31 protein-coding genes are annotated in these 25384 nt (G+C 60.2%); 4 read left to right on the top strand and 27 right to left on the bottom strand.

The annotated features are described in order from the left end of the window. The first annotated feature begins 153 nt into the window (after positions 1 to 153). Positions 154 to 852, top strand: a complete 699-nt coding sequence (tsaA, locus tag AC0IXA_RS26115; protein WP_471814754.1) for a tRNA (N6-threonylcarbamoyladenosine(37)-N6)-methyltransferase TrmO — start codon at positions 154 to 156, stop codon at positions 850 to 852. 173 nt (positions 853 to 1025) lie between these two features. Here the strand turns inward: tsaA and fpr are convergent, their stop codons facing one another. Further along, positions 1026 to 1805 (bottom strand): ferredoxin-NADP reductase, encoded by a 780-nt coding sequence (gene fpr, locus AC0IXA_RS26110; protein WP_007908723.1) that lies wholly within the window; start codon positions 1803 to 1805, stop codon positions 1026 to 1028. 132 nt (positions 1806 to 1937) lie between these two features. On the opposite strand from fpr, the gene AC0IXA_RS26105 reads away from it, so the two are divergent. Then, positions 1938 to 2864 carry a LysR family transcriptional regulator gene (locus AC0IXA_RS26105; protein ID WP_024011881.1) on the top strand — a complete coding sequence of 309 codons (927 nt, stop codon included), beginning with the start codon at positions 1938 to 1940 and terminating at the stop codon, positions 2862 to 2864. Here AC0IXA_RS26105 and AC0IXA_RS26100 read toward each other — a convergent pair. From AC0IXA_RS26100 to AC0IXA_RS26090, 3 genes are all read right to left on the bottom strand, one after another. Beyond that, on the bottom strand, positions 2861 to 3223 hold the full coding sequence (locus AC0IXA_RS26100; protein WP_341638609.1) for a diacylglycerol kinase: 363 nt from the start codon (positions 3221 to 3223) through the stop codon (positions 2861 to 2863). The genes AC0IXA_RS26105 and AC0IXA_RS26100 overlap by 4 nt on opposite strands. 74 nt (positions 3224 to 3297) lie before the next feature. Then, the gene (erdR, locus tag AC0IXA_RS26095) at positions 3298 to 3948 is read right to left on the bottom strand and encodes a response regulator transcription factor ErdR (RefSeq protein WP_016771412.1); all 651 of its coding nucleotides are present in this window, start codon (positions 3946 to 3948) and stop codon (positions 3298 to 3300) included. Between the two features lie 223 nt (positions 3949 to 4171). Next, positions 4172 to 4918: a tRNA-uridine aminocarboxypropyltransferase gene (locus tag AC0IXA_RS26090; RefSeq protein WP_341638608.1), complete on the bottom strand. Its 747-nt coding sequence runs from the start codon at positions 4916 to 4918 to the stop codon at positions 4172 to 4174. Between the two features lie 189 nt (positions 4919 to 5107). On the opposite strand from AC0IXA_RS26090, the gene AC0IXA_RS26085 reads away from it, so the two are divergent. After that, on the top strand, positions 5108 to 5533 hold the full coding sequence (locus AC0IXA_RS26085; protein WP_007908738.1) for a PA3611 family quorum-sensing-regulated virulence factor: 426 nt from the start codon (positions 5108 to 5110) through the stop codon (positions 5531 to 5533). Here AC0IXA_RS26085 and AC0IXA_RS26080 read toward each other — a convergent pair whose 3' ends face one another. Beyond that, the gene (locus tag AC0IXA_RS26080; RefSeq protein WP_016770569.1) at positions 5534 to 5731 is read right to left on the bottom strand and encodes a hypothetical protein; all 198 of its coding nucleotides are present in this window, start codon (positions 5729 to 5731) and stop codon (positions 5534 to 5536) included. 340 nt (positions 5732 to 6071) lie between these two features. On the opposite strand from AC0IXA_RS26080, the gene AC0IXA_RS26075 reads away from it, so the two are divergent. Continuing rightward, on the top strand, positions 6072 to 7187 hold the full coding sequence (locus AC0IXA_RS26075) for an LOG family protein (protein WP_341638607.1): 1116 nt from the start codon (positions 6072 to 6074) through the stop codon (positions 7185 to 7187). A gap of 59 nt (positions 7188 to 7246) precedes the next feature. Here the strand turns inward: AC0IXA_RS26075 and recX are convergent, their stop codons facing one another. The 22 genes from recX to AC0IXA_RS25965 form a co-directional block, all read right to left on the bottom strand. Beyond that, positions 7247 to 7717: a recombination regulator RecX gene (gene recX, locus AC0IXA_RS26070; protein ID WP_471814753.1), complete on the bottom strand. Its 471-nt coding sequence runs from the start codon at positions 7715 to 7717 to the stop codon at positions 7247 to 7249. Positions 7718 to 7725: 8 nt separating this feature from the next. Continuing rightward, positions 7726 to 8784: a recombinase RecA gene (gene recA / locus AC0IXA_RS26065; protein WP_024011876.1), complete on the bottom strand. Its 1059-nt coding sequence runs from the start codon at positions 8782 to 8784 to the stop codon at positions 7726 to 7728. A gap of 83 nt (positions 8785 to 8867) precedes the next feature. Continuing rightward, the gene (locus tag AC0IXA_RS26060; RefSeq protein ID WP_038861108.1) at positions 8868 to 9368 is read right to left on the bottom strand and encodes a CinA family protein; all 501 of its coding nucleotides are present in this window, start codon (positions 9366 to 9368) and stop codon (positions 8868 to 8870) included. A gap of 67 nt (positions 9369 to 9435) precedes the next feature. Beyond that, positions 9436 to 9954, bottom strand: a complete 519-nt coding sequence (locus tag AC0IXA_RS26055; protein WP_471814752.1) for a lysis system i-spanin subunit Rz — start codon at positions 9952 to 9954, stop codon at positions 9436 to 9438. Then, complete coding sequence (locus AC0IXA_RS26050; protein ID WP_341638604.1) at positions 9933 to 10499, bottom strand: glycoside hydrolase family 19 protein; 567 nt, start codon at positions 10497 to 10499, stop codon at positions 9933 to 9935. The genes AC0IXA_RS26055 and AC0IXA_RS26050 overlap by 22 nt, the downstream gene beginning before the upstream one ends. Before the next feature lie 69 nt (positions 10500 to 10568). After that, the gene (locus tag AC0IXA_RS26045) at positions 10569 to 11717 is read right to left on the bottom strand and encodes a phage tail protein (protein WP_471814751.1); all 1149 of its coding nucleotides are present in this window, start codon (positions 11715 to 11717) and stop codon (positions 10569 to 10571) included. Positions 11718 to 11727: 10 nt separating this feature from the next. After that, positions 11728 to 12327: a YmfQ family protein gene (locus AC0IXA_RS26040; protein WP_341638602.1), complete on the bottom strand. Its 600-nt coding sequence runs from the start codon at positions 12325 to 12327 to the stop codon at positions 11728 to 11730. After that, complete coding sequence (locus tag AC0IXA_RS26035) at positions 12315 to 13358, bottom strand: baseplate J/gp47 family protein (protein WP_471814750.1); 1044 nt, start codon at positions 13356 to 13358, stop codon at positions 12315 to 12317. The genes AC0IXA_RS26040 and AC0IXA_RS26035 overlap by 13 nt, the downstream gene beginning before the upstream one ends. Next, entirely contained in the window at positions 13348 to 13746 is a 399-nt protein-coding gene (locus tag AC0IXA_RS26030) for a phage GP46 family protein (protein ID WP_016771422.1), read from the bottom strand. Before AC0IXA_RS26030 ends, AC0IXA_RS26035 begins: the two co-directional genes overlap by 11 nt. Next, positions 13746 to 14255 carry a phage baseplate assembly protein V gene (locus AC0IXA_RS26025; protein ID WP_341638599.1) on the bottom strand — a complete coding sequence of 170 codons (510 nt, stop codon included), beginning with the start codon at positions 14253 to 14255 and terminating at the stop codon, positions 13746 to 13748. Before AC0IXA_RS26025 ends, AC0IXA_RS26030 begins: the two co-directional genes overlap by 1 nt. A gap of 142 nt (positions 14256 to 14397) precedes the next feature. Continuing rightward, positions 14398 to 15441 carry a phage baseplate assembly protein gene (locus AC0IXA_RS26020; protein ID WP_471814749.1) on the bottom strand — a complete coding sequence of 348 codons (1044 nt, stop codon included), beginning with the start codon at positions 15439 to 15441 and terminating at the stop codon, positions 14398 to 14400. Between the two features lie 3 nt (positions 15442 to 15444). Beyond that, on the bottom strand, positions 15445 to 16683 hold the full coding sequence (locus AC0IXA_RS26015; RefSeq protein ID WP_341638597.1) for a DNA circularization protein: 1239 nt from the start codon (positions 16681 to 16683) through the stop codon (positions 15445 to 15447). Beyond that, positions 16670 to 18220, bottom strand: a complete 1551-nt coding sequence (locus tag AC0IXA_RS26010; protein WP_471814748.1) for a phage tail protein — start codon at positions 18218 to 18220, stop codon at positions 16670 to 16672. The genes AC0IXA_RS26015 and AC0IXA_RS26010 overlap by 14 nt, the downstream gene beginning before the upstream one ends. A 130-nt stretch (positions 18221 to 18350) precedes the next feature. Next, positions 18351 to 18647: a phage tail assembly protein gene (locus AC0IXA_RS26005; protein ID WP_471814747.1), complete on the bottom strand. Its 297-nt coding sequence runs from the start codon at positions 18645 to 18647 to the stop codon at positions 18351 to 18353. After that, on the bottom strand, positions 18644 to 18991 hold the full coding sequence (locus AC0IXA_RS26000) for a phage tail tube protein (protein WP_007908779.1): 348 nt from the start codon (positions 18989 to 18991) through the stop codon (positions 18644 to 18646). The genes AC0IXA_RS26005 and AC0IXA_RS26000 overlap by 4 nt, the downstream gene beginning before the upstream one ends. Positions 18992 to 19058: 67 nt before the next feature. Then, a complete protein-coding gene (locus AC0IXA_RS25995; RefSeq protein WP_341638594.1) occupies positions 19059 to 20555 on the bottom strand; it encodes a phage tail sheath subtilisin-like domain-containing protein in 1497 nt (498 codons plus the stop codon). Then, positions 20555 to 20737 carry a DUF2635 domain-containing protein gene (locus tag AC0IXA_RS25990; RefSeq protein ID WP_016771429.1) on the bottom strand — a complete coding sequence of 61 codons (183 nt, stop codon included), beginning with the start codon at positions 20735 to 20737 and terminating at the stop codon, positions 20555 to 20557. The genes AC0IXA_RS25995 and AC0IXA_RS25990 overlap by 1 nt, the downstream gene beginning before the upstream one ends. Next, positions 20734 to 21318: a phage tail terminator protein gene (locus tag AC0IXA_RS25985; protein WP_341638593.1), complete on the bottom strand. Its 585-nt coding sequence runs from the start codon at positions 21316 to 21318 to the stop codon at positions 20734 to 20736. The genes AC0IXA_RS25990 and AC0IXA_RS25985 overlap by 4 nt, the downstream gene beginning before the upstream one ends. A gap of 157 nt (positions 21319 to 21475) precedes the next feature. Next, complete coding sequence (locus AC0IXA_RS25980; RefSeq protein ID WP_471814746.1) at positions 21476 to 22498, bottom strand: phage late control D family protein; 1023 nt, start codon at positions 22496 to 22498, stop codon at positions 21476 to 21478. Between the two features lie 9 nt (positions 22499 to 22507). Next, positions 22508 to 22720, bottom strand: a complete 213-nt coding sequence (locus tag AC0IXA_RS25975) for a tail protein X (protein ID WP_471814745.1) — start codon at positions 22718 to 22720, stop codon at positions 22508 to 22510. Next, positions 22713 to 23096: a phage tail protein gene (locus AC0IXA_RS25970; protein WP_341638590.1), complete on the bottom strand. Its 384-nt coding sequence runs from the start codon at positions 23094 to 23096 to the stop codon at positions 22713 to 22715. Before AC0IXA_RS25970 ends, AC0IXA_RS25975 begins: the two co-directional genes overlap by 8 nt. Beyond that, positions 23096 to 25357: a phage tail tape measure protein gene (locus AC0IXA_RS25965; protein WP_471814744.1), complete on the bottom strand. Its 2262-nt coding sequence runs from the start codon at positions 25355 to 25357 to the stop codon at positions 23096 to 23098. Before AC0IXA_RS25965 ends, AC0IXA_RS25970 begins: the two co-directional genes overlap by 1 nt. Positions 25358 to 25384 lie beyond the last annotated feature (27 nt).

The following is a 25384-nucleotide window of genomic DNA, read 5'->3' as shown; positions in this document are numbered from 1 at the left end:
CGCCATGGAGAAAATGGCGGCCTGAAAAACCCTAACTGGTGTCCAATATTACTTGACCAGTTCAGCCTGCTCGCGAAGAGGCCAGCCCTGTCACCACCAGACTTGAAGCGAGCCGGGTTATCATGCCCGCCCTACCCGCTTCGATCCCAGACCATGACTTACAGCGTCTCCCCCATCGGCTTCGTGCGCTCCTGCTTCAAGGAGAAGTTCGCCATCCCCCGCCAGCCACAACTGGCCCCAGCCGCTCGTGGCGTGTTGGAACTGGTCGCGCCGTTCGATCAGGGTGACGCCGTGCAGGGGCTGGAGCAGGTCAGTCATGTTTGGCTGTTGTTTCTGTTCCATCAGGCCCTCGAAGACAAGCCACGCCTGAAGGTGCGCCCGCCTCGCCTGGGTGGTAACAAGTCGATGGGCGTATTCGCCACCCGCGCCACGCACCGGCCGAACGGCATTGGCCAGTCGGTGGTGAAGCTGGACAGCGTCGAAGGTAATCGGCTGTTTATCTCCGGGATCGATCTGCTCGACGGCACACCGGTGCTGGATATCAAACCCTATGTGCCGTATGCCGACATCATCCTTGGGGCGACCAATGACATCGCCAGCGCCGCGCCGCAGCTGATCGACGTGCAGTGGGCGGATTCGGCTTTGAAACAGGCGCACGCCCAAGCTCAGCGCCTCGATGAGCCGTTGGTTGAGCTGATCGAGCAGTGCCTGGCGCAGGATCCGCGCCCCGCGTATCAGACGCCGGCGCCGGAACGTGAATATGGTGCGCAGTTCTGGGATCTGGACGTGCGCTGGCATTACCCGACGCCCGAACAGATCCGCGTGCTGGAAGTCATCCCGGCCGAGGCATAAAGCCCGCAAACGAAAAAGCCCGCGCTGCCTTCTCAGGCAACGCGGGCTTTTACTGTCACACCGAAAAACCAACTGTGGGAGCGAGCCTGCTCGCGAAGGCGTCGTGTCAGCCAACATCAATCTTAATGACAGACTGCTTTCGCGAGCGGGCTCGCTCCCACAGGTAACGCAGGTTATTTTTCGACGAACGCACGCTCGATCAGATAATCACCCGGCTCGCGCATCCGCGCCGAGATCTTCAGGCCAAAGCTGTCGAGCACTTCGCTGGTCTCGTCGAGCATGCTCGGGCTGCCGCAGATCATCGCGCGGTCGTCCTGCGGGTTGATCGGTGGCAGGCCGATGTCGCTGAACAGCTTGCCGCTGCGCATCAGGTCAGTCAAGCGGCCCTGATTCTCGAACGGCTCGCGGGTCACGGTCGGGTAGTAGATCAGCTTGTCACGCAGCGCTTCGCCGAAGAACTCGTTCTGCGGCAGGTGCTCGGTAATGAATTCGCGGTAAGCGACTTCGTTGACGTAACGCACACCGTGAACCAGGATCACTTTCTCAAAGCGCTCGTAGGTTTCCGGGTCCTGAATGACGCTCATGAACGGCGCCAGACCAGTGCCGGTGCTGAGCAGGTACAGGTGCTTGCCCGGGTTCAGGTCATCAAGAACCAGCGTGCCGGTAGGCTTCTTCGAGATGATGATCTCGTCGCCTTCCTTCAAGTGCTGCAGCTGGGAGGTCAGCGGACCGTCCTGCACTTTGATGCTGAAGAACTCGAGATGCTCTTCCCAGTTCGGGCTGGCGATCGAGTAAGCGCGCATAAGCGGGCGGCCGTTGGGCTGTTGCAGGCCGATCATCACGAACTGACCGTTCTCGAAGCGCAGGCCCGGATCGCGGGTGCACTTGAAGCTGAACAGAGTGTCGTTCCAGTGATGAACACTGAGGACACGCTCGTGGTTCATGTTGCTCATGTACGTTTGACTCCTGGAGATTGGTCTGCGCGGCTCAATGAGGCTCAATGTGCGCAATTGCATCGCATTCTAATAGCGACGACAATATCTGTTAACTGAATTATTAAGATAAGGGTTATCGGTTATATCGATATGCGATTTACTCTCCGTCAACTGCAAGTCTTCGTCGCCGTCGCCCAGCAGGAAAGCGTATCCCGTGCTGCGGGTCTGCTCAACCTCTCGCAATCGGCGGCCAGCACTTCGATCACCGAGCTCGAGCGCCAGTCCAGCTGCCAGCTGTTCGACCGCGCCGGCAAACGCCTGAGCCTCAACGCCCTCGGCAAACAACTGTTGCCGCAAGCGGTGGCCCTGCTCGACCAGGCCAAGGAAATCGAAGACCTGCTCAACGGCAAATCCGGTTTCGGCTCTTTATCAGTAGGGGCGACGCTGACCATTGGCAACTATCTGGCCACCCTGCTGATCGGCAGCTTCATGCAGCGCCACCCCGAAAGTCAGGTCAAGCTGCACGTGCAGAACACTGCCAATATCGTGCAACAGGTCGCCCACTACGAAATTGATCTGGGTCTAATCGAAGGCGATTGCAGCCACCCCGACATCGAAGTGCAGAGTTGGGTCGAGGATGAGCTGGTGGTGTTTTGTGCGCCGCAGCATCCGTTGGCCAAACGCGGCAGTGCGACGATGGAAGAGCTGACCCATGAGGCATGGATTCTGCGGGAGCAGGGCTCCGGCACGCGGCTGACCTTCGACCAGGCCATGCGTCACCATCGCAGCGCGCTGAACATCCGGCTGGAGCTGGAACACACCGAGGCGATCAAACGTGCGGTGGAATCAGGCCTGGGGATTGGCTGCATTTCGCGGCTGGCGCTGCGCGATGCGTTCCGGCGCGGCAGTCTGGTGCCGGTGGAGACGCCGGATCTGGATCTGGCCCGGCAGTTCTATTTCATCTGGCACAAACAGAAATACCAGACCTCGGCCATGCGCGAGTTTCTCGAGCTGTGCCGCGCTTTCACCGCCGGGGTGCAGCGCAGCGACGAGATCGTCTTGCCGACCATCGCTTAAAGCAGAATCACCGCCCACACCAGTCCGATCATGCTCAGGGCCACGAACTGCGCGGCGCTGCCCATGTCCTTGGCGTTCTTCGACAGCGGGTGCAATTCCAGCGAGATGCGGTCAATGGCCGCTTCCACCGCCGAATTGAGCAACTCGACAATCAGCGCCAGCAAACACACCGCGATCAACAATGCCTGCTCGACCCGGCTGAGATTGAGGAAGAATGTCAGCGGAATCAGCACCACGTTGAGCAGCACCAATTGACGGAACGCCGCTTCGCCGGTGAAGGCGGCGCGCAGGCCGTCGAGCGAATAGCCAGACGCGTTAAGGATGCGTTTCAGGCCGGTCTGGCCCTTGAAAGGTGACATAAGGAAGAAACCAACCAAAAAGGAGTGGGGAAGCTAGATCAACGAAAGTCAAAAAAGCGTGAAACTGCCAGCCATCACTGGCTGGGAATTGACTCAAGTTGTTGCAGCAGTAAAGCCGCTTGCGTGCGAGTGCGCACATTCAATTTGCGAAAGATCGCGGTGACGTGGGCCTTGATGGTCGCTTCCGACACGCTCAGCTCATAAGCGATCTGCTTGTTCAGCAGACCTTCGCAGACCATGGTCAGCACGCGGAACTGTTGCGGCGTCAGGCTGGCAAGGCCATCGCTGGCAGCTTTCGCCTCATCCGACACGCTGACTGCTTCGAACGCTTGCGGCGGCCAGAACACGTCGCCATCGAGCACCTTGCGCACCGCTTCCTGAATCACGCTCAGATCGCTGGACTTGGGAATGAAGCCACTGGCGCCGAACTCGCGGGACTTGACCATCACCGAAGCTTCTTCCTGGGCCGAGACCATCACCACCGGAATCTGCGGATACTGCCCGCGCAGCAGCACCAGCCCGGAAAAACCGTAGGCGCCGGGCATGTTCAGATCCAGCAGGACCAGATCCCAGTCAGCCTTTTCGGTCAGGCGCGCTTCCAGTTCGGCGATGCTCGCCACTTCCACCAGTCGCACGTCCGGGCCAAGGCCCAGCGTCACCGCTTGGTGCAGGGCGCTGCGAAACAGGGGATGATCATCGGCAATCAGGATGTCGTATGTGGCCATTTTTCAAATGATCCTGTTTTTGATGGCAGACGCGGTAGATTCCGGTCTGGCCAAAGCAACTCGATACAGCGCTTTCAAGCGATATCCACAGGGGCACGTTCGACGCCAATCAACAGCAAACACGGCGTCTCAAACCTTGGCCGCACCCTAATCGGCGCCAAGCATGCCCAGCGCAGCCGGGGTGGTCAAGCAAGATGGCCAGCGCTGTCGACAGTATGGGCCACTATCGGGCCAACTCCGGCTGCGGCTTTCGTATATAGGGCAACAGCTCGGCGTGAGCGGGCGTTGATTCATTCATGTCCAGTTGCTGCTTGGCACCGAGGTAATGCTGGCTGAACACATCGAAATAGGCGTCCAGCGCCGAAGCGGCAGCGCTGTCACCGGCCAGCTCCAGGCACAACGCCGCGACTTCGGCAGTGCACAGGTGCTCGCTGCGGGTCGAACGGCGCAAGCGATAGCGCGAGAGTTTGTCGGGCAGCAGGCTGAGGATCGGCAAGCAGTCGAAATACGGACTTTTGCGAAAGATCTTGCGCGCCTCGGTCCAGGTCGCATCGAGCAGAATGAACAGCGGGCGCTTGCTGCTATCGACTGCCACCGTGTTGGTCACCCGCGACGGTTCGACATACTCGCCCGGAAACACCAGGTACGGCTGCCACTGCGGATCGTTGAGCAGTGCAAGCATCTGCGGGTCGGGCTCGGTGCGTGACCAGATGAACGCATGGTTGTCGCGCACCACGTCGGCAATCAGCCAACCGGTGTTGCTTGGCTTGAACACTTCCTTGCCGGTCATGATCAGGCACACGCCGGAACGGGTGTCGACGCTTGGCCGCCACGCGCACAGGCAATGACTGATGATGACCCGGCAATCGCGGCAACGTTCGGAGCGAAAGCCGCGCGCCTGAATCGGCTTGATACCTTCGTCCTCACGCTGATCGCGCAGGCGGGCCACGGCGTTGGGGGCATGGATCATCGCAGGCAACACCTGCAGACAGGGAAACTCGACACGAACGACACTCGGCAGGGCAATAAAGGCCGGCAGTTTACCAGAGCGACGGCCACAAGCCTGTACCGTCCAGACCGGCTCCCCTATAATTCGCCGCCACTGAACGCACCGCCCCGTGACGGGTCGAACCACCAGTCACCGAATCAGGAGAGTTTCATGCTGCGCCTTATCGTTCCCACCGCTGCCATTCTGCTGGCGTCGTCCTTTACCGCTCAGGCTGCGTCCCTGAGTGAGCAGAATCTGAACCGAGAGCTGCGCAACGTCGCCGCCCAAAGCAGCGTCGGCACGCCACGGGCGATCAATGAAGACATTCTTGATCAAGGCTACACCGTCGAGGGCACGCAGCTGATCAACCATCTGAGCGTGCAGAAGAGCCACGCCGACAAGATGCGCGCCGATCCCAAGGCTGTGTATTTCCAGTTGGGCGCTTCGGTCTGCAATAACCCGTCGTACCGCAAGCTGATGGCCAAGGGCGCGATCATGCGTTACGACTTCACCGAAGTGAAAACCAACAAAGCGATCGGCTCGGCCAGCTATCAGGAATCCGATTGCCCGAAAGCCGCGCCAGCGAAGAAGAAGTAATCAGCGCGAAGCCTTGGCGCGCCGCTGTTCATCCTCGGCGCGCAGTTCCGCCACTAGCGCCTGCAGATAGCGCGAGCGACGTTCGCCGCCGGCCAATCGTCGGCAGCACTCTTCTTCGAGACTCAATTGATGCGTCTCGGCCGACTCCTGCAACATTCGATACAGCTGAGTATCGATCTCCAGAACCACTCTGACCATGCATCCCGCCTCCTTGCCACCCACGAATCCATGAATTGCCTGGCCTTGCGCAAGCGCAGGGATGTCTTGCGACGTCTGTATTTGAGTAAATCAGAGTGATGGCCCTTTGCGACACGTTCAGACGAGCGGCGGGGCTTTGGTGCAAATCAGTAAGCGGTTGCCAGGCAAAACGTTACAGCTCACTGTTCAAGTCAGCGCGAATGCGTGCGAGGGTCTAGATTGAGAGTATTCCCGATCATTCGTTAACGGCAGAAATGGAACTGCCGGCCCTGTGTGTTTTTGCAGTGCGGCCCGGACGCTGGTTGTCAGGCTAACCGCTCTGTACAGAAGGAGACGTTGAATGCCTTATCAACCGAATGACCTCTTGAGCCGTCATTTTCAGGAAAGCGGCGACCTCATCAGCCAGGTCGAAGCCCAACTCAACCGTATTTCCACCAACAGCCCGAACATCCCCATCTACCGCGACATGATCCTGACCGTGCTGCGCATGGCTCAGGAAGACCACAACCGCTGGAACGCCAAGATCACCCTGCAAGCCCTGCGTGAACTGGAGCAGGCGTTCCGCGTGCTCGAACAATTCAAGGGCCGGCGCAAAGTCACCGTGTTCGGCTCGGCACGTACGCCAGTGGAACATCCGCTATACGCGATGGCCCGCGAACTCGGCGCAGCGCTGACACGTGCGGACATGATGGTCATCACCGGCGCCGGCGGCGGCATCATGGCCGCCGCCCACGAAGGAGCCGGGCGTGACCACAGTTTGGGGTTCAACATCACCCTGCCCTTCGAACAACATGCCAACCCCACCGTCGACGGCACCGATAATCTGTTGCCATTCCACTTTTTCTTCACCCGAAAACTGTTCTTCGTCAAAGAGGCAGACGCGCTGGTACTGTGCCCGGGCGGTTTCGGCACCCTTGATGAAGCGCTGGAAGTGCTGACGCTGATTCAGACCGGCAAAAGCCCATTGGTGCCAGTGGTGTTGCTGGATGTTCCGGGCGGTACCTTCTGGCAGGGAGCGCTGGACTTCATCCGCAATCAGCTGGAAGAAAACCGCTATATCCTGCCGACCGATATGAAGTTGATGCGCCTGGTTTACAGCGTTGAAGAAGCGGTAGACGAGATCAATCAGTTCTATAGCAACTTCCACTCCAGCCGCTGGCTCAAGCGGCAATTTGTGATCCGCATGAACCACAAGCTCAGCGACCAGGCACTGACGCGAATGCAGGAAGAGTTCGCCGACCTGTGCCTGAGCGACGAGTTTCATCAACACGCCTACAGCGGTGAAGAACACGACGATGCACAGTTCAGCCATCTGGCACGGCTGGCGTTTGCCTTCAATGGCCGTACCCATGGTCGTCTGAGGGAGTTGGTGGACTTTATCAATCTGCCGGAAAACTGGACCGATTCGAAACCGCCCACTGCACAACGCTCACGCGAGCCTTTCAACGTAATTTGAAGGCAAAAAAAAGGCCCGCTATTTTCTAAAAAATAGCGGGCCTTTTTTGTTGAATCGGTCTAATCGTCCATCCCTCGACCGCTGAACAAGCGGTTGATCATCTCCATCGAGAACCCCCGATACGCAAGAAACCGGCCTTGCTTGGCCCGTTCTTTCGCATCAATCGGTAAATGCCCGGAGAACTTGCGTTGCCACGTATCCTGAAGCTGCGCTTGCCAGTTGATACCGCTTTCGCGCAGGGCGATTTCGATATCGGTACGTTGCAAGCCCCGCTGGCTGAGCTCCTCACGAATTCGCAGAGGGCCATAGCCGGAACGGGCGCGGTAGGAAACAAAACTTTCAAGGTAACGGGCTTCGCAAAGCAGCCCCTCTTCCGTCAAACGGTCGAGGGCTGTTTCGATCAGCTCCGCCTCGGCGCCGCGCTGACGCAGCTTACGCGTCAACTCGACTCGACCATGCTCACGACGTGCGAGCAGGTCCATGGCGGTTCGCCGCACCGCGACGAGGGTATCCAGTACGGCGGTGGTCATCGCTGGTATCAGAGGTCAGCGTCGGCCAGGTCGTCTTCGGTCTCTTTGACCGCCGAGGCCTTGGAGTCCGCGATCACCGCTGGCGACAGCAGCTTGTCACGCAGCTGCTTCTCGAGCTTCGCGGCAATTTCCGGGTTGTCCGCCAGGAACTTGGCCGAGTTGGCCTTGCCCTGACCGATCTTGGTGCCTTCGTAGGCGTACCAAGCGCCGGACTTCTCGACAAAACCGTGCAGCACACCCAGGTCGATCATCTCGCCGTTGAGGTAGATGCCTTTGCCGTAAAGAATCTGGAACTCGGCCTGACGGAACGGCGAAGCCACCTTGTTCTTCACAACCTTGACGCGGGTTTCGCTGCCGACCACTTCGTCGCCTTCCTTCACCGCGCCGGTACGGCGGATGTCGAGACGAACCGAGGCGTAGAACTTCAGTGCGTTACCACCGGTGGTGGTTTCCGGGCTGCCGAACATCACGCCGATCTTCATACGGATCTGGTTGATGAAGATGACCAGGCAGTTGGCGTTCTTGATGTTACCGGTGATTTTACGCAGCGCCTGAGACATCAGACGTGCTTGCAGGCCGACGTGCATGTCGCCCATTTCACCTTCGATTTCAGCCTTCGGTACCAGTGCCGCCACGGAGTCGACGATGATCACGTCAACGGCGTTGGAGCGCACCAGCATGTCGGTGATTTCCAAAGCCTGTTCGCCAGTGTCCGGCTGGGAAACCAGCAGGTCGTCGACATTGACGCCGAGCTTGCCGGCGTACTCTGGATCGAGCGCGTGCTCGGCGTCGACGAATGCGCAGGTCGCGCCGGCTTTTTGCGCCTGGGCGATCACGGACAACGTCAGCGTGGTTTTACCGGAAGATTCAGGACCGTAGATTTCAACGATACGGCCTTTTGGCAGGCCGCCGATGCCGAGTGCAATGTCCAGACCCAGAGAGCCAGTAGAGATGGCCGGGATCGCCTGACGGTCCTGATCGCCCATACGCATTACGGCACCCTTGCCGAATTGACGTTCGATCTGACCCAGGGCCGCAGCCAAGGCTTTCTTCTTGTTGTCGTCCATTAAAGTCCTCACGTAATCAATAAGGCCTGACGGCCAACACCTGTATAAGTAGCCAGTATTATTCCACAGCGTTGGAAGATCGCCTACCCCTGATTTTCGATTTCTCGTGCCGCTAGTCGCACAAGCCCCTCTAGCGCGGCCTTCACCGTTTGTCGGCGGACTTCATCACGGTTGCCGGGGAAGTGCTGAACCTCACTGTAGACCTCATCGCCAACACCCCAGGCCAGCCATACCGTGCCGACTGGCTTGTTCGGTGTGCCACCGTCGGGGCCGGCGACACCGCTGACCGCCACGGCAAAATGCGCCAGGCTGTGCTGCTGCGCACCGCGCACCATGGCCTCGACCACTTCGCGACTGACCGCCCCTACCGTTTCGAACAAGTCGCCCGGCACATCCAGCTGCCGCGTCTTCTGCCGATTGGAATACGTCACGTACCCCGCTTCAAACCAGGCTGAACTGCCCGGAATCCGCGTAATCGCTTCGGCGATACCGCCACCGGTACAGGACTCGGCGGTGGTCACATGGGCATTGAGCACTTGCAGACGTCGGCCCAGTTCTGCGGCCAGTTGGGTGGTCTCTTTCACGGCGAGCTCCGGATCGTGTGGAATGCCTTCACCGTACACGAGCCGGCCATGCTTTCAATACACAGAATCATTCAAGATGTTCGGGCGCCAGCGCTCTGACATAGGCCTGACAGGCCTGCAACGCAATCAATCCACGGTCGCCGGTGTCGGTGATGGCGATAATTCGTTGAGCATGCGCCGGGTCAAGTCGGGCGCGTACGGTTGCAGAATCCACGCCGCCGGTACCGGCGGCGGCTGGCATCGCACCGCCGTGGGCAACGTCGCCGACGTCGAGAAGGACTGACAGCCGCACATCGGCAGTAGCAAGACGATCGCGCAGGCGATCCTGATCACGTTGGGCATCGCTCAGCGCTCGGTAATGGGTTTGTTCACTGGCCGCGAGCCGTTGCTCCAGCGCCAGGCGTTTATCCTGCTCGGCCTGTTGCACGGTCGCGGCGGTCTGCGTCAGTTGATTGAGGGATTCGGCGTTTAACCGCGCCTGCTCGGCCAATTCCCGCCCGTAGCGCCAGTCCTGAAACTGCCATGCCGCTGCAAACGCCCCGGCCACCAGCAGCATCAGACCCATCACGCGCCAGGAGCCGGACATAGCACCGCCCTCGCCCGTGCCCAGATCTCGAGTCGATCCTGCAAGCCATTCAACCCGCCGTTGATCCGGCGGGTGATGGTGTTGAACTGGTCCGCGTCGGCCAGTTCATTCAAGCCCTTCTGCGCCCAGAACCACGCCGCCGATTCGGCCGCCCATTGCGGTTGCTCGAGCAGTTCGGGCAATGCCAACAGGCGCTCATCGCCGAACAAGCCGAGGCTGCATTGTCGATAGTTGGCGCGACCGGTGATTTGGATGAGCCCACGCCCCCGGTACTTTTGCCCGTCGCCATCGGCCTCGGGCGTGTTGCCCAGACGCAGCGCCAGCGTGCCAGTGTCGTATTTGCTCAGGTACTGGTTGTTGCCCAGTTCGCGCACGTAACGCAATTGGCCAGACTCGTGACCGACCTGTGCAAGGAACGCCGCGATACGTTTTGGCGTATCGATGCGATGCCTGGCCATCGCAGTGTTGAGTGCAGAAACAAAAACGCCCGCTTGGGAGCGGGCGTTGGGAAAGATCTCGAGCAGTTGTTGAATGGTCAAAACCATCACTCGCTCCCGAATGAGGAAAAGAAAAACCAGCGCCCCGCAGGCATGGACAATCTGCGAGGCAGGGCTTCAGTATTTGATGACGTACAACAAAGCGACGTTCCGAGGCCGAGCCTCAGGGCCACCGTCCGCGGCCACTGTAATGGCGTGGGTGTGGTCACCTACCGCGTTCACGGTGATGGTATGAGAGTGATCGCCGGCCGCCGTGATATAGAGACCATGCGCATGATTGCCGCCCAGTGCCGTAACCGCTGCATAGTCGCCAGGGCCGCTACCGGTGCCTTGGCGGCCGTAAGACGTATTGTTACCGGATGCAAGCACGCCGTGCTGATGGTCACCGGATTCGTTGGTGAAACCGCCATGACCATGGTTACCGGCAACGGCCGCGGAGGCACCATGAGCATGGCTGCCAGCCGCGGCTGCTGAAGCCGCGTGGGTATGAGAAGCGTTCTGCCCGGCCTGGCTGCTGCCCAGCGCACGGCCGTTGTCGATCTTGCGACCATCGTCCCAGCCACGAACAAATTCACCGCGCAGGTCCGGAAGCGCAAACGTCGTGCTTCCATCGCCTACACCGAAACGCGTGCCGATCGCGGCAAACAGCGCCGCATACTGCGTGCGAGAAACGGTAGCACCGTTGCACTTCAACCAGCCCTTGGGTGCATCCGCAGTGGCCACGGTCTTGATGTCGCCGATGTCACTGCCAGTCTGTCTGATCATCCCAGTACTGGCGATCATCACCCAGACGCCACCGGCAATCGAGCTGTTCCACTGTACCCAGACATCACCGGCGGCGGTGATTTCACCTTCCTGCACCGCGTTATGGTCCACGCCGACAATGGGTTTGGCCGCCAGACCGTTTGCCGAAAACGTACTGGCGCCGGTATTGGCGTTCAGCGCCTTGAACCGCAAGACCAGCCCGTCCACAAGATTCGGCACGACTGGTGCGTAAGTGGCGCGATAATTGTTCGCCGTGCCGGTATCTACGGCGTAGTCCACCAACCCCGTCTGACTGATCTTGCGCACAGCCAGGAACAACTGGCCAAGTTCGACTTCATCGGGCGTCAGGCCTGCGCCCTTGATCACCCCCAACAGTTCTTCGGTAACCGAGTTGCCCCAGGCTGCAGGAATCAGCGAGCCCGGCGTTCCGGCTACCGGGTTTTCATCCACGAACTTGCCGTTGACCAGCCCGACGCTGGGCACACTCTTTGGATAATCCATTATTCATTCCTTAGTCATAATTGATGTACACCTGGGTATGAGCCGGTGCGCTACGGTGAATCAGGCACTCCAGGGCGGACCCCGGGTTCATGCCAAAACGCTCGCCCCAGTAACTGGCGCCAAACCGGCGGCCCAGCGAAAGGCGTCCACCAGTGTTGAGAATCCACATGAATTGCGCCTTCCAGGTTCCGAAGTGCGCCTTGCCGAAGCGTGAGCGCCCCATCCGCGGGACACGCAGTTCGGTGACAGTGGCGTCGGGATAGCCCTGACTGCGCGCAATCTCGATGAAGTACGCCGTCGACTGATCGCCCACGGCCAACAAGCGTCGGCGCACGGCCAGACGTCGATCGTCGTAGAGGGGCGTGGCGCCCAGGCACGGATCGGGCAGGTTCATCACCCGCTCCCAGTCAGGCACCAACTCGCTGACGCCGGCCGGGTCCATTTCGTTGAGCAGATCGACCGAGCGCGCATCCAGGCGCGCCAGTTCCGCGGCGACGCCTTGCAAGACCTGATCAAGTTCCGGCAGGCGCTCCAGCTCCCAGGCCGGACCGCTGGGCAGCAGACTGCGTAGCTGATTGCGGTACTGCGCGACACCTCTCAAGACAGCCATTCGCAACCTCCAAAGGTCAGCAATTGATTGTTCTCGGCCGTCACATTGCTCGTCGGCGCCACCAGCGTGTGATCCGTTTCACCGGTCGCGCTGCTGATGGCTTCAGCGATGTGGCTCAGCAATAAGGTCTCACCCAGCCCAGCCTCGCGGTTGTGCAAATCTCGTAACTGATTTTCGATGGCCGCACGCACCGCGCTGGTGTCAGGGGTGATACGCAACCGGTAACTGACCAACACCTGCATCGGGGCCAACACCCGGACATCCGCCGTCACCGGACGCAAGGGCTCGATGTAGGCCTGAACCTCGGCCAGTTGCTCCTCATTGGGAATGGGTTGCGGGTCGTCGTCACGCATGATGAAAACGCCAACGGTGCCCGGCCCGAGAAAGTTGCCTCGACACCAGGCGCGACTGACGCCGGGGCATTCCAGTGCCCATGTTTCATAGTCTTGCGCGCAACCGCCATGAGGAATCAGGCGATAGGAACGAATGACCCGTGAACGCAACGACTCAAGGCTCTCGCGGGCAACGCCTCCGGTCAGTCCGGGTTCCAGGACGACAAAGCTGCTGCTGGTGATTCCGAGAATCGGCTGCACCGGCGTCAGCACCAGACCGGCGTCGGCATTGCCCTGAGTGCCGGCATCGAGCGCGGCAATCGTGGTGCTGTTCATGCCATTGACGGTGGTGCGCGCGACGGCGACTTTGTAAGTGCGCCCATCGTTCGATTGCAGCAACGTGTCGACATCCAGCACGGCGCCGGCGGACGCACTGAATCCGACATTGCCGGTGGCCGCTTGCGCGGGTTTGCGCGGCTGGTTCAGGCGCAACGTAGCGATGCGTTCCAGGGTTGACTCATCCGCCTTGTCGGGCAGGATCTGTTCGGCAATCCAGCCCAGATAACCGTACAGACCATAAGCGGCGCCGCCGAGAGTTCGGGCGAGCACTTGCGCATCGGACTGGCGCAGCGAATCGCCGGCCAGGTCGCTTTGGGTGCGCTTGATCAGCACCGGCAGCGAAGGGGTTTCAAACGGCATAGATCACCTGCCAACTGTTATCGGGGTTGATGTCCAGACGCTCACCGTCGGCCAGGGTCAGGACCGTGCGCAGGTTCAAGCGCTGGGCGTCGAGGCGTTCGCTGATGATGTCGATGGCGCTGCAGTGGCCGTCGTCGAGCAGCCATTGCAGGGCTTCACGGGCATAGAACTCGGCATCCATCTGCGTCTGCCGGGTCAGCTTGACCCGACGCAACAGCCACAGCCGCGAGCCGATGCGATCGTCGGCAACCGTGGGAAAACTGTCGCCCCACCAGCCGAAGCGTTCTTCGTCATCGAGGGCATCGTCATCGGCGGCGCGACGCCAGGTGAACAGGCTGATCAGGACGGCGCGGGTCAGTGCGGCGTGGAGGTTCTGGCTTATGAACATCACTGGCCTCCTGCCGGCGCGCCGGTCTGACCGTTACCGGCCTGCACGCCAACATGCACGTGTTTGATCTGGCTGATGCCGCCGGCCAGTTGATCGCCTGTGGAAACGATCTGGCCGGTCTGGTTTATGACCGGCGTGTCGAAATTCACCGCAGTACTGGCGCGGATGTTCAGCGTGGCGGTTTCGATGTCGATGATCCGTCCGCGCTTGAAATGAATTTTGTCGCCCTCGTCGGTGTAGATCGCCACTTCACCGGCAGCGAGCGCTTGCAGGCGATAGCGACGGTCGGCGATGACCAGGGCGATGGCATGGGAACGATCGCCGCCGATGAAGGTGACGACCCCTTCGGCGCCAGCCAGCGGATGGCTGGTGAAACCGTAGGGTTCGAAGTGTTCGAGATCGTCGTTGATTTCACCGGCGGTGAGGCGCATTTGCAGCGATTGCAGTTTCGAAGCCGAATTGGCGAGCACGACAGTGCCGCGCGCCAGCAGGCGTGTCAGTAGGCTCATGGGGTGTCCTTGAAAAGAGTCGCCCGAATGGGATAAGTGTGGGAGCGAGCCTGCTCGCGAACGCGGCGGGTCAGGCGCTGTGATGTTGAGGCTGGCGACGCTTTCGCGAGCAGGCTCGCTCCCACAGGGTTCGGGGTCAGGCTCAGGTTTCTTTCGAGGGAGTCGGATCAGGATCAAAGGTATGCGGCGGGGCCACTTGCAAGGTGGTTACCGAACCTTGCGCCGACAGTGAATAAGTCACTTTGGAAATCAGCATGTCGTCATCAAACCCAAGCACCGGGTCCTTGACCCGGACCAGCGTGTTGTGACGCCACAGATCACCATTGGACTGACGCCAGCCCTGCACCTGATAAGTCGTGGTCTGTGCCCGTCCGACGCGCGTCGAGCTTTCCCACATTGCGCGTTGCAACGACAGGTCGGGACTGATCTGCAGGCCTTCGTTGATGACCCTGACGCGGCGGCGCTTGTAACTCAGATCGGTGGCAACCGACTCAATCTCGCTGACGGACGCCCCGCTCTTTTGATCGTTGCCCTTTTGCTGGCCGATCACCCGGTATTCGGAAAACACCTGGCTGTAATCCATCGGCGCGCTGGCCGAAAGAATATTCTTGCCAAGCTCCAGCACATCACTGGCCCGACCACTGCTGCCTGGCTTGGCCAGCAACAGCCGGCCTTGTGCGTCATCGGTGGAAAACACCCGAAACAACGAGAGCAACCGGTCGATGGATTGAAATACCGTCTCCCCCGGCACGATGGTGTAACTGCCCAGTCGGGCTGTTTCGGCAATCTCGCTGACCACCTTTACCTTGTAGGAGGACGCCAGCGCTTCGACGATGCTCAGCATCGGCTGATCCTTCCATTGGTTAGGGCGATTGATCGCGGCGCAGTCCACCAGATCCTGCGTACAGGAGCTGCCTTCAATGCTCAGGCTGATCTGCCGCCCGTCATAGCGAATCGGCGCCTTGAACACATACCCGGTCAGCACCAGGTCCTTGCCGATCCGCACCTCGCAGGCGTCACCGGCGGCGATCCGTTGATCGACTGTCTGCCCAGGCCATTGCCAGGTGATATCGAGTTTGAAGGTGCGAAACTGGCGCTCCAGATCAGCGCTGATTTCGACGCTTTTCCAGCCGCCATATTCCATGTCACCGACGGCGAGCGTGACGCGATTGTCCATGTCATTCATGGCTCACTCCCCGGAGACTTTGACATCGTTGGGCGGCAGAAACCCGGGATGAGCGACACCGTTGCGCTGCGTGACTTCCGCAACCCGCGTGGCATCGGCAAATTGCTGATAGGCCACCACCAGCGCCGGTAGACTGTCCTGGAAAGACTTGCTGACCAGCCGCACACCCGACGACGCCACGGCTTTGACGTGTGCGATCAATGCCTGTTTGACGTCGTCAATTGCCTGGTAATGCGCGGGGCCGGCTTTATCCAGCATTGGATTTGTCGCTTCCACCAAGGCCTTTTGCAGCGCTTTCATGTCATCGGTAACAGGCACTTCCTGACGGCTGATCGGCTGCCTGGCCTGTTGCTCCAGCGACGGCATCGACGACAGCTTCACTGGCGTCGTCGCCACTGGCATCGAGGCGACCCATTGCGCCACTTTGATCAGCATCGTGTCCTGCACCAGATCCGCCACGGCTTGCGCCGCCGCCGTGGTGTCCTTGCCGGTGGTGAGCCTGGGCGCGTCAGCCTTGCGAATCGCTTCGAGTTGCTGCGACACGTCGGCAATCACGCCACGGTAGCCTTCCTTGGCGAATGCTTTCAGTTCCCTGATATCGCCGAGCAAGCCCTTGAACTCCGCTGCCACTTCCTTGGGCAACTCCTTGACCGCTTTGACCAGTTCGGTGATTTCCTTGTACTGCTCGATCAATGGTTTGAGTTGTTCCTTTATCACCTCGTACACGCCAGTAAGGCTGTTGCGCAGATTGGCGATGCCGATCCGTGCGGCTTTGATCAATGTCATCGCCTGTTCGAAACGAGCCACCGCTGAACCCAGCAGACCGTCGGCTTTGGCCAGCAGGACTTTCTGCGTGCTGACCGTAGCTGTCGGAAACGGCAAAGGCTGATCGGGATAGAACTTCAACGCGAACGTCACCATCCCGCCGTCCTGGCGGCTGTGGGTCATGTCGCATTCGCCGACCTTGACCTGCAGGCGTCCGAGCCACGGATGCACCAGTTCGCCACGGCCCTGCTCCAGCGCCTTGAGCAGCTTGTCGCGCTGCTCCAGGCAATCAGGGCCGATGATGAACGCCGTCAGATCGTGGGTCTTGGCCTGCTGGCCGAGGTCCTCGAAAAACGGCAGGTCGCGTTGCGGGTATTCATGCAGTTGTCCTTTGCGACCGACCGGGGTTTTCGCCTGGTCGATCCAGAAGCCGACACCGCGAAAGGATGCCGGCAATAAACGGTCACGCCAGTTCATTGGAACCCCCTGCCGACAGCGAGCGATAGCCGATGCGCGAAGACAACGCCAGCCCCGGTTGATTGGTTTGTGGTTGGTCGGTGCGCAACCCGGCCGGCGCGTTTTCGAAGCGCACGGTCAGGTCGCCTTCGAGTTGCGTGCGGTTGTTGATTGCGCTTTGCTGGATCAGGCTGTTGGAGGTTTGCGACAGTGAAGTCGAAGACTGTGTCAGCGCCCCCATCGGCAATGGGCTTGCGGAAGTGAAGTCCGCACTGGAGCCAAAAAACTCCGGCGCCCATTCGCCTTTGCCTTGGGCATTGGTTCTTTCCTGCGCATGGGTAAAGACATCGACCTTGGCCGACGCCTCGGCCGCGAGTTCCCCCAGGCCCCCATTGAAAAATGCCCTGACCGGTGCAAGCGCCTGGTAAAACTTCTCGCTCCACTTTTCAATCCATACCGTGACCGAGCCCCAGGCCTGAATGATCAGTTCCAGAGGCGACCAGCCCAACTGCTCGCGGATCACCGCATACAAGGCGAGCACGGGCAGTTTGATAGACTCGACAAGGTCCTGGAAAAAAGCCCCTACCGGCACCGACACCGCCCTGAGCAAATCCCATATCGATGCAAAAAGTCCGACCAAAGGTGCCCAATTCTTCAAAATCAGCGCCTGCGGGGAATACGCGAACAATGTGGAGTAGAAGTCGATCACCGGTGCTGCCAGCGCTTTGAGCACATCCCACAGCGCTGCGAAGAACGCGCTGACCGGTCCCCAGTTGCTGATCAGCAAGCCCATCGGGGTGAACCCGAACATTGTCCGAAAGAAACTGGCCATCGGCATCACGACCGGCGCAATTTCTTGCCACAGTCGCGTAAAAAAAGCCGAGACCGGTTTCCAGTTGGCGACGATCAGACCGGCCGCCAGCGCTGCTGCGGCGGCAAATATTCCGACAGGCGAAGCGAGCAGAGTCAGCACCGCGCTGAAGCCGGCAGCTGCTGTTGTCACGAGCGTAAACGCCAGCGCTGCCGCCGCTAGCCCTTCCACGAGTTGCGGATGATCGGCGACAAACTCACCGACCGAAGTCACCACCGGCACCAGCGCCGTTACAAGGCTGTTGACGGCGGGTAACAACGCCTGACCGATCTTCAACGAAATGTTGTCGAGCGAGACGTTGAACTTCGCTAGATTGGTCGAGGTTTCACCCTTCACTACTGCCGGCAGCTGCGCCGTCGCGGGCTTGTTCAACGAAGCAGGGATTACCGCGTCCTTGCCCAGCGTCGGCACGTTGAGTTTTTTGCTCTTGGTCGCCAGCTCGTCTTCGGCCTTGATCGCCCTCTTCAAGCCTTCCTGGAAAGGCTTGAGCAAGCCACCACCGGAAATGAAACCGGATAAATCAAAGGGCTTGATCGAACTGCTTTCCAGGCTTTTCCTGAACGCCGCCACCTTGCCCCGGACGCCCTTCATCTCGGTGTCCATTTTCTGCAGGCCCTGCATCACGACGAGCATGTTCACCGTGGTCTGCATGTTTTGCTGGAGCGCGTTTATCTGTGTATTGGCCATCACTGCACCTGCTGCATCGCATTGATCCGTTGCGCGTGCTCCAGCGATTCGCGAAGCACATCCAGTGGCCTGGCCATCATCTGTTCGGGGTCAACCTTCCAGAACCAGGCCAGGTCATAGGCGACGGCGATCAGGTCGGTGATGGCGCCGACGCCGCACTCATGAAAAAACTCGCAACGGCCCAGCTCAGCGCGTTGAGGTCAGCCAGATCCAACTGGTTGACCGACGACGGCGGAATGCCGGCGCACACGGCGATGTATTTGGCCGCCACGTCCATGTCGAGGCTGACTTCTTCACTCTTGTCGATCCTGTACGGCAGCGCCTTGATCGTTCGCACTTCCTGCACCGTCGGACGGCGCAGAACGAGTTCGGTCAGTGGCTCGCCGTGGGCTTCGATTGCTACTTGAAGCTTCACGGCGCCGCTCATTGCCAGGTCCCCTTGATGCCTTCGAATTTCAGTTCGATGGTGGCGTCGTCGCCCTTGGAGACTGGCTCCTCGACCAGATAGGCGCCGGCCAGCACGTAAACTTTGCCGTTGCTGAATTCGCAGGTGACGGTGATATCGGTGCCTTCGATCAGCTTCTTCAGCGGGAAGTCGGCGGTGTGCAGCGCGGTCACTTTGAACGACGGTGCGATGTCGGTTTCCTTGTAGAAACCGGGCACGACGGTTTCACGTTTGACGGCCATCAGCGGCGCTTCGCAGCCGCCATTGATGGTCAGTTGTGCGCCGTCGACCTTGACGTAGCAGGTGCCTGCAATCAGTTGACCCATGGTATTTCTCCCTTCAAATAAAAAGCCCACGCGAGGTGGGCTGAATGCTTAGCGCCGACTGCGCGGATCAGGCCGCGTCGTCGTACTGCAGACGGAACTGGTTGAGCAGTGCGAACACGCGCAGGCCGTTGATGTAGTCCGGCGGGAACAGCACGTTCACGCGGCTCGGGTCCTGCACGTCGCGCTCGACGATCAGGTGCTCGGCGAACAGCTCGGCGTTCTCCACATGACCTTCCAGCTCCAGCTTGGCGTACTGCGCGATCAGCTCGCCGCGAATGGTCGCAGGCGTGACGATCGGCTGGCCGGCGCCGAAACGGGTGCCGTCGGAGGCCAGTTTGTGGCGGCCGTATTTGCTGGTGATCACGCTTTGCAGACGACGCACGATGAACGCCGACTGGTGCATGGTTTCGCTGTCCAGATAGGAATTGTCGGCCTGGCCGTAGGCGTTCTTCTGGTAGGTGGTGATCGAACGCTGGATGCGCACATAACCGCCTTCGTAGTACGCGGTGGCGATGCCATAGTTGAGCAGCGATTGACGCTCGGTCAGGGTGAAACGCTCGCTCGCCGGCGCCGGGTCAACGCCCGGCAGGCTGCCGCTTTGCGTCGGACGGCTGGCGTCGGCGGAGATGAATACCGAGGTGCGTGCAGCCAGCGCGGCGGCTTGTACCCAGACCGGTTGCGGGACGCCCGGTTCCAGCGCCTGAATGGTCATGTGCTGATCGTTGCGCGCCTGGCCTGCAGCGACCAAAGTGCCGACGGTGCCGCGCTTGGCGCTGTACACGTGACCGAACAGTTGCTTGGCCCACGACCAGCGACCGGTGCTGTCGTCCATCACCGCTTGCCAAGTGTTGAGGGTGGCCACATCGGACCATGGCAGGCAGATGAATTCGAACGGCTCATCACCCAGTGCCGCGATCGCCGCGACCTGATCCGGGACACCGACACCGCCGATCATCGGCGTAATCGCGGTGACCAGCCCGGCCGGGGTCTCCTCACCGTTGCTTTTGCCCAGCCGATTGAATTGAAGGCTGATGTCGTTACCACTATCGCCGGTCCATTTGGTGCTCAGGGTAACCACGCCTTCGGCAGCAATCGCGGTGACGGGCAGATCGGCAGTCGCGTTGACTTTCAGCGCCAGCGCAGTGGCCGCCTGAGAAGCGGTCGCACCGGTGACGACGGTGGCTTGCACCCGCACACCACCGACATACAGATTAAGTACGCCAGCCTGAGTGGCGGTGCCGGTCAGGGTCAGGACGCCTTTGGCAATGCTGCCTTCAGCGTTGTGCAATGGCAGGCACCAGATCTCACCGACCGGGTCGGCTTTGCGGAAGGTTTCGTACATCGAGGCGAGCATCGAGCCCTGCCCGCCGATGCTCTTGGCCAGCGCCACACTCGACACCAGCACCAGTTTGCCGGCATCGGCCGGGGCAATATTGTCGTTGACCTGCGCGACGATCAGACGGCGCATGGCCGAGGTCGCGCTGTTGGCGGCCGAATTGTCCATTTCGGCATAGAACAGCGGCACACGAATGTCCGCCGGGATGTTGCTGAATCCGATCGCCATTATTTGGCTCCCTGTGGTTTAGCCGCTTTTGCGGTTTTGAGTGTGATATCGCCGTCGGCCAGACGCCGGCGCCACCAGGCGCTGTCCAGCACGTCACGGCCGGCAGCCGGCAACAGGTCGCCGGCCTCCGGGTCAGGTACGACACGGCCGGCGGCCGGCACTACGGTGATGCGGTTGCTCATGGGGTTACGTCTCCAGAGAAAGTCATTTCCACCCGGCCATCCGGGCCCGGGCGGTGCAGGTTGGGGTCAGCCGGATCGATCGCATCGACCCGCACCGTCATCCCGGTAAAGGACGACAAAGCGTCCAGTTCGCGCTCGTGCCAACTCTCCGCAGGCTGACTTGGCAGATTGCGGCCGAGCTGGAACTCGGCATAAAAACGCAGCCGATAGAACAGGCGGCTGCTGTTGATCGAGACCAGCTCGCCGCCGTCGTAAACGATGGCGCTGTAGTCGGCATCGGGCTTGAACCCCACCAGCGCGCGCCACAGTTCGGCGCGCAGGTCGTGCAACCCATCCAGCGCTTTTGTCGCGTCGGTAGCGTCAAGTACGAGGACGAGTTCAAAGCGGTCGCGGATTGGTTGGGTGGTGAGGTTTTGGGTGGTGCTGTTGCTGGCCAGATCGGCGATTGGCAGCACGTGGGCCGAAGGTGTTGGCAGATCCGGGTTGCCTTGCAGCAACGCCAGGTCGACACCCACCGAAATATGATTAGCAAGCCCAGGGCATTGCCCACGCAGTTGCGTGAGGATCGGGGTGATCTTCATGGGGGTGTTCCGAATTAAGAGAAATTACAGTGAACGCCGCAGTCCCTGTGGGAGCGAGCCTGCTCGCGAAAGCGGTCGATCAGTCACATCGATGCTGAAGCTGACGTTCCTTTCGCGAGCAGGCTCGCTCCCACAGGAATAAGCACTCGGTTCAGGATTACTGTTCCGCCTTCGGATCCAGGCACGACGCATCAATCAGGCAGCGATAGCTGTTCTCGCGACTGCCGCTGGCGGTGACCTTGTCGATCGACCAGCGTCCGCGCATGAAGTCCGGCCAGCTCTCATCAAGCAACAGCAGACCTTCGGCCGCCAGGCGTGGATCGCCCGGGCAGGTGATTTTCACTTTGTACCTCTGGCGCAACATCTTGCGTACTTCGCCCTCGGCTACTGCGATGGCATCCGCTTCGCTGGGCTGCTTCTGGCGCAGCGTCTTGAACGGCGCTACGCCCGTCTCGACCCAACGCAACACCCCGGCCGCCGCATCCCAGAAACAGGTCTTGCAGCCCTTGGCCTGCTCGCGGGCCGATTCTTCCAGCGTGGCGCTGATGAATGCGTGATCACCGGGACGATTGTTGTGGGTAACCGAGAGCGTCACGTCCGGCAGAATCTGCCCCGACAACGACTTGGTCTGCCCGGGCCGCGCCAGCACATAGAGATCGCCATACGGCTTGGCGACGACGTTGTATTTTTTCGCCAGCCGCGTGACGAAACCCATATCAGTTTCGTTGGACTGGTCGATGTGCTCGATGCGGATCAACGAAATCTCCGGCGCGACCCGTGGCGAAAAGCCGTGCAGCTCCACCAGCTTGCGAAATAATCCACCCAGCGTCGTTGGCCCATGACTGGCGGTGCGGCGCTGCTTGAAGCCGGTTTCATCATCCTTGCTGAACGGTGCCGCGGTGGCCACTACGGTCAGGCGAAACGGAAAAAGTGTCGGCGTCAGACGCGTCACTTTGAACAGGCCTTTATCGACCATTGCGGTTTCTCGATAACCGACTTCCAGCCCAATTTTGCCGCCCAGACTTGGCAGCCCTTCAAGGCCCTCCAGATCGATGGTCAGCGTCAGCTGATCGGACTCGAAACCGGCGGCATCGATGTGCTCCCAACTGATCAGGCGTTGATTGAGCAAGGCCGCGTTGGCCCCGTAGATATTTACCGCGGGCGTAAATCCCAGTGCCATGTCACCTCCTTAATCCCAGGCCGTTACTGCTTTGACCACGGCGGGTTTCACATCCAGTTCCGGCAGCACGATCCAGACGCCAGCGGGCAGAATCGGCCCGTGTTCGGCCAGGGTCGGGTTGAGTCTCCACAGCGCTTCTTCGGCGCCGTCATCACTGCGCCCGGTTTCGCGGTAGAGCAGCAGATTCACCGAATCACCGGCCACACTTCGTGCGTTACGCATTGTTGAACTCCGCTAGTTCGATGACCCAATCGACCACCATCGCCGTGCCGTCATCGATGATCTGGGTCTGGGTTTCCTGAACGCTACTGATCCGCCACAGGCCCCAGTTTCGACCAATCCCGTCGATCAACGGCAGCGGGCTGCGCAGCGCCTGCAAAGCACGCAATTCATCGAGCCGATCCATGGCCACGGCGTACATCGACTTGCCGGTAATGGTCAGGGTTTCCGGTTTCTGTCCGGTCTGGCTGGACTTGGGTTTGCTGGTGAGGATCTGTATCTCGGTCCAGCCGCCGTCAGACTTGCGCAGCAACTGGTGGTACGCAAAGTTGCGCGACAGGCCGAAGATGAAATTGCCCAGTGCCATTTGTTGTTTCATCAGGCGACTCCATCGGTCAGGGCTGCGTCGCGGCGGGTGGCGAGGGGGTTGGTACTCATTGTCGACATGAACTGAGTGCTGAAATGGTTTTGCATCACTTGCGAGATCACCGCGCCGACTTTTTCCGAGCTGGCGATTTCGCTGCCGCTGATCTGAATCGACGGCGCATAGGTGATCTGCTGGTTTTGCGTCTGAGCGTTGCTCAGGTCCTTGGCCACTTGCGCGGGAGCCGCGAGTTTGTCCTCGGCAGGTTTGCCCCATTGTTCACCGACGTAAGAACCGAGCATTCCGCCCAGAGTCCCACCGAGGAATGTCCCAATACCGGGCGCAATGAAAGTGCCGATCGTGGCGCCAATGGCAGTGCCGGCCAGCTCGCCGGCGGCACCTTTGACCGCTTGGTCATCGCCTTCGCGCCAACCTTTCAGTCCGGTATAGGCCGCGTGCGCAATGGCCACCGGCGCTCCCAGTTTTACCGCCGGCAGCGCTTGGGCGATTTTTGGCATGACCTTGGCGCCAACGCTTTCGACCAAGGGCATAAGCTTGGCAACGGGCCCTTTGAGTCGCGATACCATCTCGCTGTTGCCCAAGCCATCGGTGAACAGTTTGAAGCCCATTTTGATGTCATCAAACAGAGGCGCGACCTTGGCCGTGAGCCCACCCAAACGAGTGCTCCCACTGGCGCGTGGAACTGTCGTGCGCGCCGATGTTCTGGCCGGCGTGCGTCGACCCGGTCGACGACCCGCTCGTTTGTTTTCCCGCCCGCCATCAGAGACATCGTCATCGACGATGGCATCAGCAATATCCGGGGGCAATCGCGTCGTCGCCAGACGTAACAGCTTCGCGGAAACGGTGTCGATGACTGACGCAACGCCGGTTTTCAGCGCCCCGCCAACAAAAGGAAGAGCAGCGGCACCAAGCAGAACCAATCCTGCAGTAAGGGCCGGGAAAGCCTGCGCCGCAGTACTCACGCCATTGGCCAGCGCGGTGAGCACCACTGCGGCACCATCGGCCAACGGCGCCAATGCCGTGCCGAATGCGGTGGTCATCCGGGTCAGACTCGCATCGAGCGCATTCCAGCGCCCTTGCGACGTATTGCCAAATACTTCGGCGGATTTCGCGGCTGCCCCCGAATCGGCGCCCAGTTCCGATGTCGCGTATTGGCGCTTGTCGGCCACTTGGGAGAACGCGTTTTTTACATCCTCTGGTTTCTTCAGCAGTTCAAGAACTCTGACGTCGTTTTCGCCAAACAGCGTCTTCGTCAGTGTTGCCCGTTCTTGCAGCGGTTGTTTATTGAGTGCAGCAAGCGCCGAGTTGATGGCAGCGGGAGCGTCCTTGCGCATCTCTCCTGCCAACGATTCGGGATTCAACCCTAACTGGCTCAGAGCCGTACGTTGCTCCGTCGATACATCTGCGCCCTTCGCCAGCAGCGATGTAATACCCTTCAACGCGGCGCTGGCGCCCTCCTTGTCTGCGCCACTGTTGAGCAGTGCCGCCGCAAACGCGGCCGCTTGTTCCGGAGTCATACCGGCAGTAATTGCAGCCTCGCCGGAACGTTGCACGACCGAACCGATGTCGGCGGCCTTGGCATCCAGGCCACTGTTGCCGAGATAGCTCGTTGCATCGGCCAGATCCTGGCTCTGATAGCGATCCAGCTTCAGCGATGACCGCCAGGCCGCCAACATCTCGCCAGCCGTTTTGACGTCCATACTGAACGCCGCTGCGTTGATCGCGGCATCACGGGAGAACCACTTCAGCTCGTTCGCCCGTTGCTCACCCTTGGCGCCATCGGCAATACCGGATCGTGCTGCGGCGACTTGAACTTGCAACAGGTCAGCGTTGGTGGCACCACTGGCCGCCACCTGTTTCTCGCTGGCGAGTTCCAGAGTGCTTTGTGAATGCGTTTGCAGCTGGTCGTTGCTCATCTTGAGCAACTGATCGAGTTCAACCAGCGCAGTCTCGTTGGCCATCGCCGGCTGCATCAGCTTCGGCGGCGGACGCTGCTCGATCCCGGCGTTGAGTTTTGACTTTGGTTCGCTCGTCGCGACCGGTGCAGCGCCAGCCTTGAATAGCGATTGCTGGCTTGCCAACAACTCGCGAAGCTTGATCTGTTCCTGGGTCAGCAAACGAATATCCACGCTTGCCAACGCGAGCGTCACATTCAAATCCTGCAGCGGTTTGCCGAGGTTGTCGGGCAACGAAAATCCGTCCGTTGCATTGCCGCTCTCGCCGGCGTACGTGAGCGCATATTTGCTCTCTGCCATGCCGCTCTACTCCTGTTTCACGCCAAG

Source organism: Pseudomonas sp. AC083, assembly GCF_979253165.1.
The sequence above is the reverse complement of the archived record's forward strand: the minus strand, read 5'-3'. Positions and strand labels throughout refer to the sequence as shown.

Coding starts and splice junctions, on each gene's coding strand:
- AC0IXA_RS25975 (WP_471814745.1), bottom strand. CDS start 22,720: ATGCGTAACGCACGAAGTGTGGCCGGTGATTCGGTGAATCTGCTGCTC.
- AC0IXA_RS25995 (WP_341638594.1), bottom strand. CDS start 20,555: ATGGCGATCGGATTCAGCAACATCCCGGCGGACATTCGTGTGCCGCTG.
- AC0IXA_RS25965 (WP_471814744.1), bottom strand. CDS start 25,357: ATGGCAGAGAGCAAATATGCGCTCACGTACGCCGGCGAGAGCGGCAAT.
- AC0IXA_RS25970 (WP_341638590.1), bottom strand. CDS start 23,096: ATGAAACAACAAATGGCACTGGGCAATTTCATCTTCGGCCTGTCGCGC.
- recX (WP_471814753.1), bottom strand. CDS start 7,717: ATGACCACCGCCGTACTGGATACCCTCGTCGCGGTGCGGCGAACCGCC.
- AC0IXA_RS25980 (WP_471814746.1), bottom strand. CDS start 22,498: ATGGCACTGGGATTTACGCCCGCGGTAAATATCTACGGGGCCAACGCG.
- fpr (WP_007908723.1), bottom strand. CDS start 1,805: ATGAGCAACATGAACCACGAGCGTGTCCTCAGTGTTCATCACTGGAAC.
- AC0IXA_RS26075 (WP_341638607.1), top strand. CDS start 6,072: ATGCCTTATCAACCGAATGACCTCTTGAGCCGTCATTTTCAGGAAAGC.
- AC0IXA_RS26090 (WP_341638608.1), bottom strand. CDS start 4,918: ATGATCCATGCCCCCAACGCCGTGGCCCGCCTGCGCGATCAGCGTGAG.
- tsaA (WP_471814754.1), top strand. CDS start 154: ATGACTTACAGCGTCTCCCCCATCGGCTTCGTGCGCTCCTGCTTCAAG.
- AC0IXA_RS26055 (WP_471814752.1), bottom strand. CDS start 9,954: ATGTCCGGCTCCTGGCGCGTGATGGGTCTGATGCTGCTGGTGGCCGGG.
- AC0IXA_RS26020 (WP_471814749.1), bottom strand. CDS start 15,441: ATGAATGACATGGACAATCGCGTCACGCTCGCCGTCGGTGACATGGAA.
- AC0IXA_RS25985 (WP_341638593.1), bottom strand. CDS start 21,318: ATGAAGATCACCCCGATCCTCACGCAACTGCGTGGGCAATGCCCTGGG.
- AC0IXA_RS26045 (WP_471814751.1), bottom strand. CDS start 11,717: ATGGATTATCCAAAGAGTGTGCCCAGCGTCGGGCTGGTCAACGGCAAG.
- AC0IXA_RS26100 (WP_341638609.1), bottom strand. CDS start 3,223: ATGTCACCTTTCAAGGGCCAGACCGGCCTGAAACGCATCCTTAACGCG.
- erdR (WP_016771412.1), bottom strand. CDS start 3,948: ATGGCCACATACGACATCCTGATTGCCGATGATCATCCCCTGTTTCGC.
- recA (WP_024011876.1), bottom strand. CDS start 8,784: ATGGACGACAACAAGAAGAAAGCCTTGGCTGCGGCCCTGGGTCAGATC.
- AC0IXA_RS26000 (WP_007908779.1), bottom strand. CDS start 18,991: ATGGGTCAACTGATTGCAGGCACCTGCTACGTCAAGGTCGACGGCGCA.
- AC0IXA_RS26105 (WP_024011881.1), top strand. CDS start 1,938: ATGCGATTTACTCTCCGTCAACTGCAAGTCTTCGTCGCCGTCGCCCAG.
- AC0IXA_RS26085 (WP_007908738.1), top strand. CDS start 5,108: ATGCTGCGCCTTATCGTTCCCACCGCTGCCATTCTGCTGGCGTCGTCC.
- AC0IXA_RS26080 (WP_016770569.1), bottom strand. CDS start 5,731: ATGGTCAGAGTGGTTCTGGAGATCGATACTCAGCTGTATCGAATGTTG.
- AC0IXA_RS26010 (WP_471814748.1), bottom strand. CDS start 18,220: ATGGCCAATACACAGATAAACGCGCTCCAGCAAAACATGCAGACCACG.
- AC0IXA_RS26030 (WP_016771422.1), bottom strand. CDS start 13,746: ATGTTCATAAGCCAGAACCTCCACGCCGCACTGACCCGCGCCGTCCTG.
- AC0IXA_RS26005 (WP_471814747.1), bottom strand. CDS start 18,647: ATGAGCGGCGCCGTGAAGCTTCAAGTAGCAATCGAAGCCCACGGCGAG.
- AC0IXA_RS26025 (WP_341638599.1), bottom strand. CDS start 14,255: ATGAGCCTACTGACACGCCTGCTGGCGCGCGGCACTGTCGTGCTCGCC.
- AC0IXA_RS26035 (WP_471814750.1), bottom strand. CDS start 13,358: ATGCCGTTTGAAACCCCTTCGCTGCCGGTGCTGATCAAGCGCACCCAA.
- AC0IXA_RS25990 (WP_016771429.1), bottom strand. CDS start 20,737: ATGAGCAACCGCATCACCGTAGTGCCGGCCGCCGGCCGTGTCGTACCT.
- AC0IXA_RS26040 (WP_341638602.1), bottom strand. CDS start 12,327: ATGGCTGTCTTGAGAGGTGTCGCGCAGTACCGCAATCAGCTACGCAGT.
- AC0IXA_RS26050 (WP_341638604.1), bottom strand. CDS start 10,499: ATGGTTTTGACCATTCAACAACTGCTCGAGATCTTTCCCAACGCCCGC.
- AC0IXA_RS26015 (WP_341638597.1), bottom strand. CDS start 16,683: ATGAACTGGCGTGACCGTTTATTGCCGGCATCCTTTCGCGGTGTCGGC.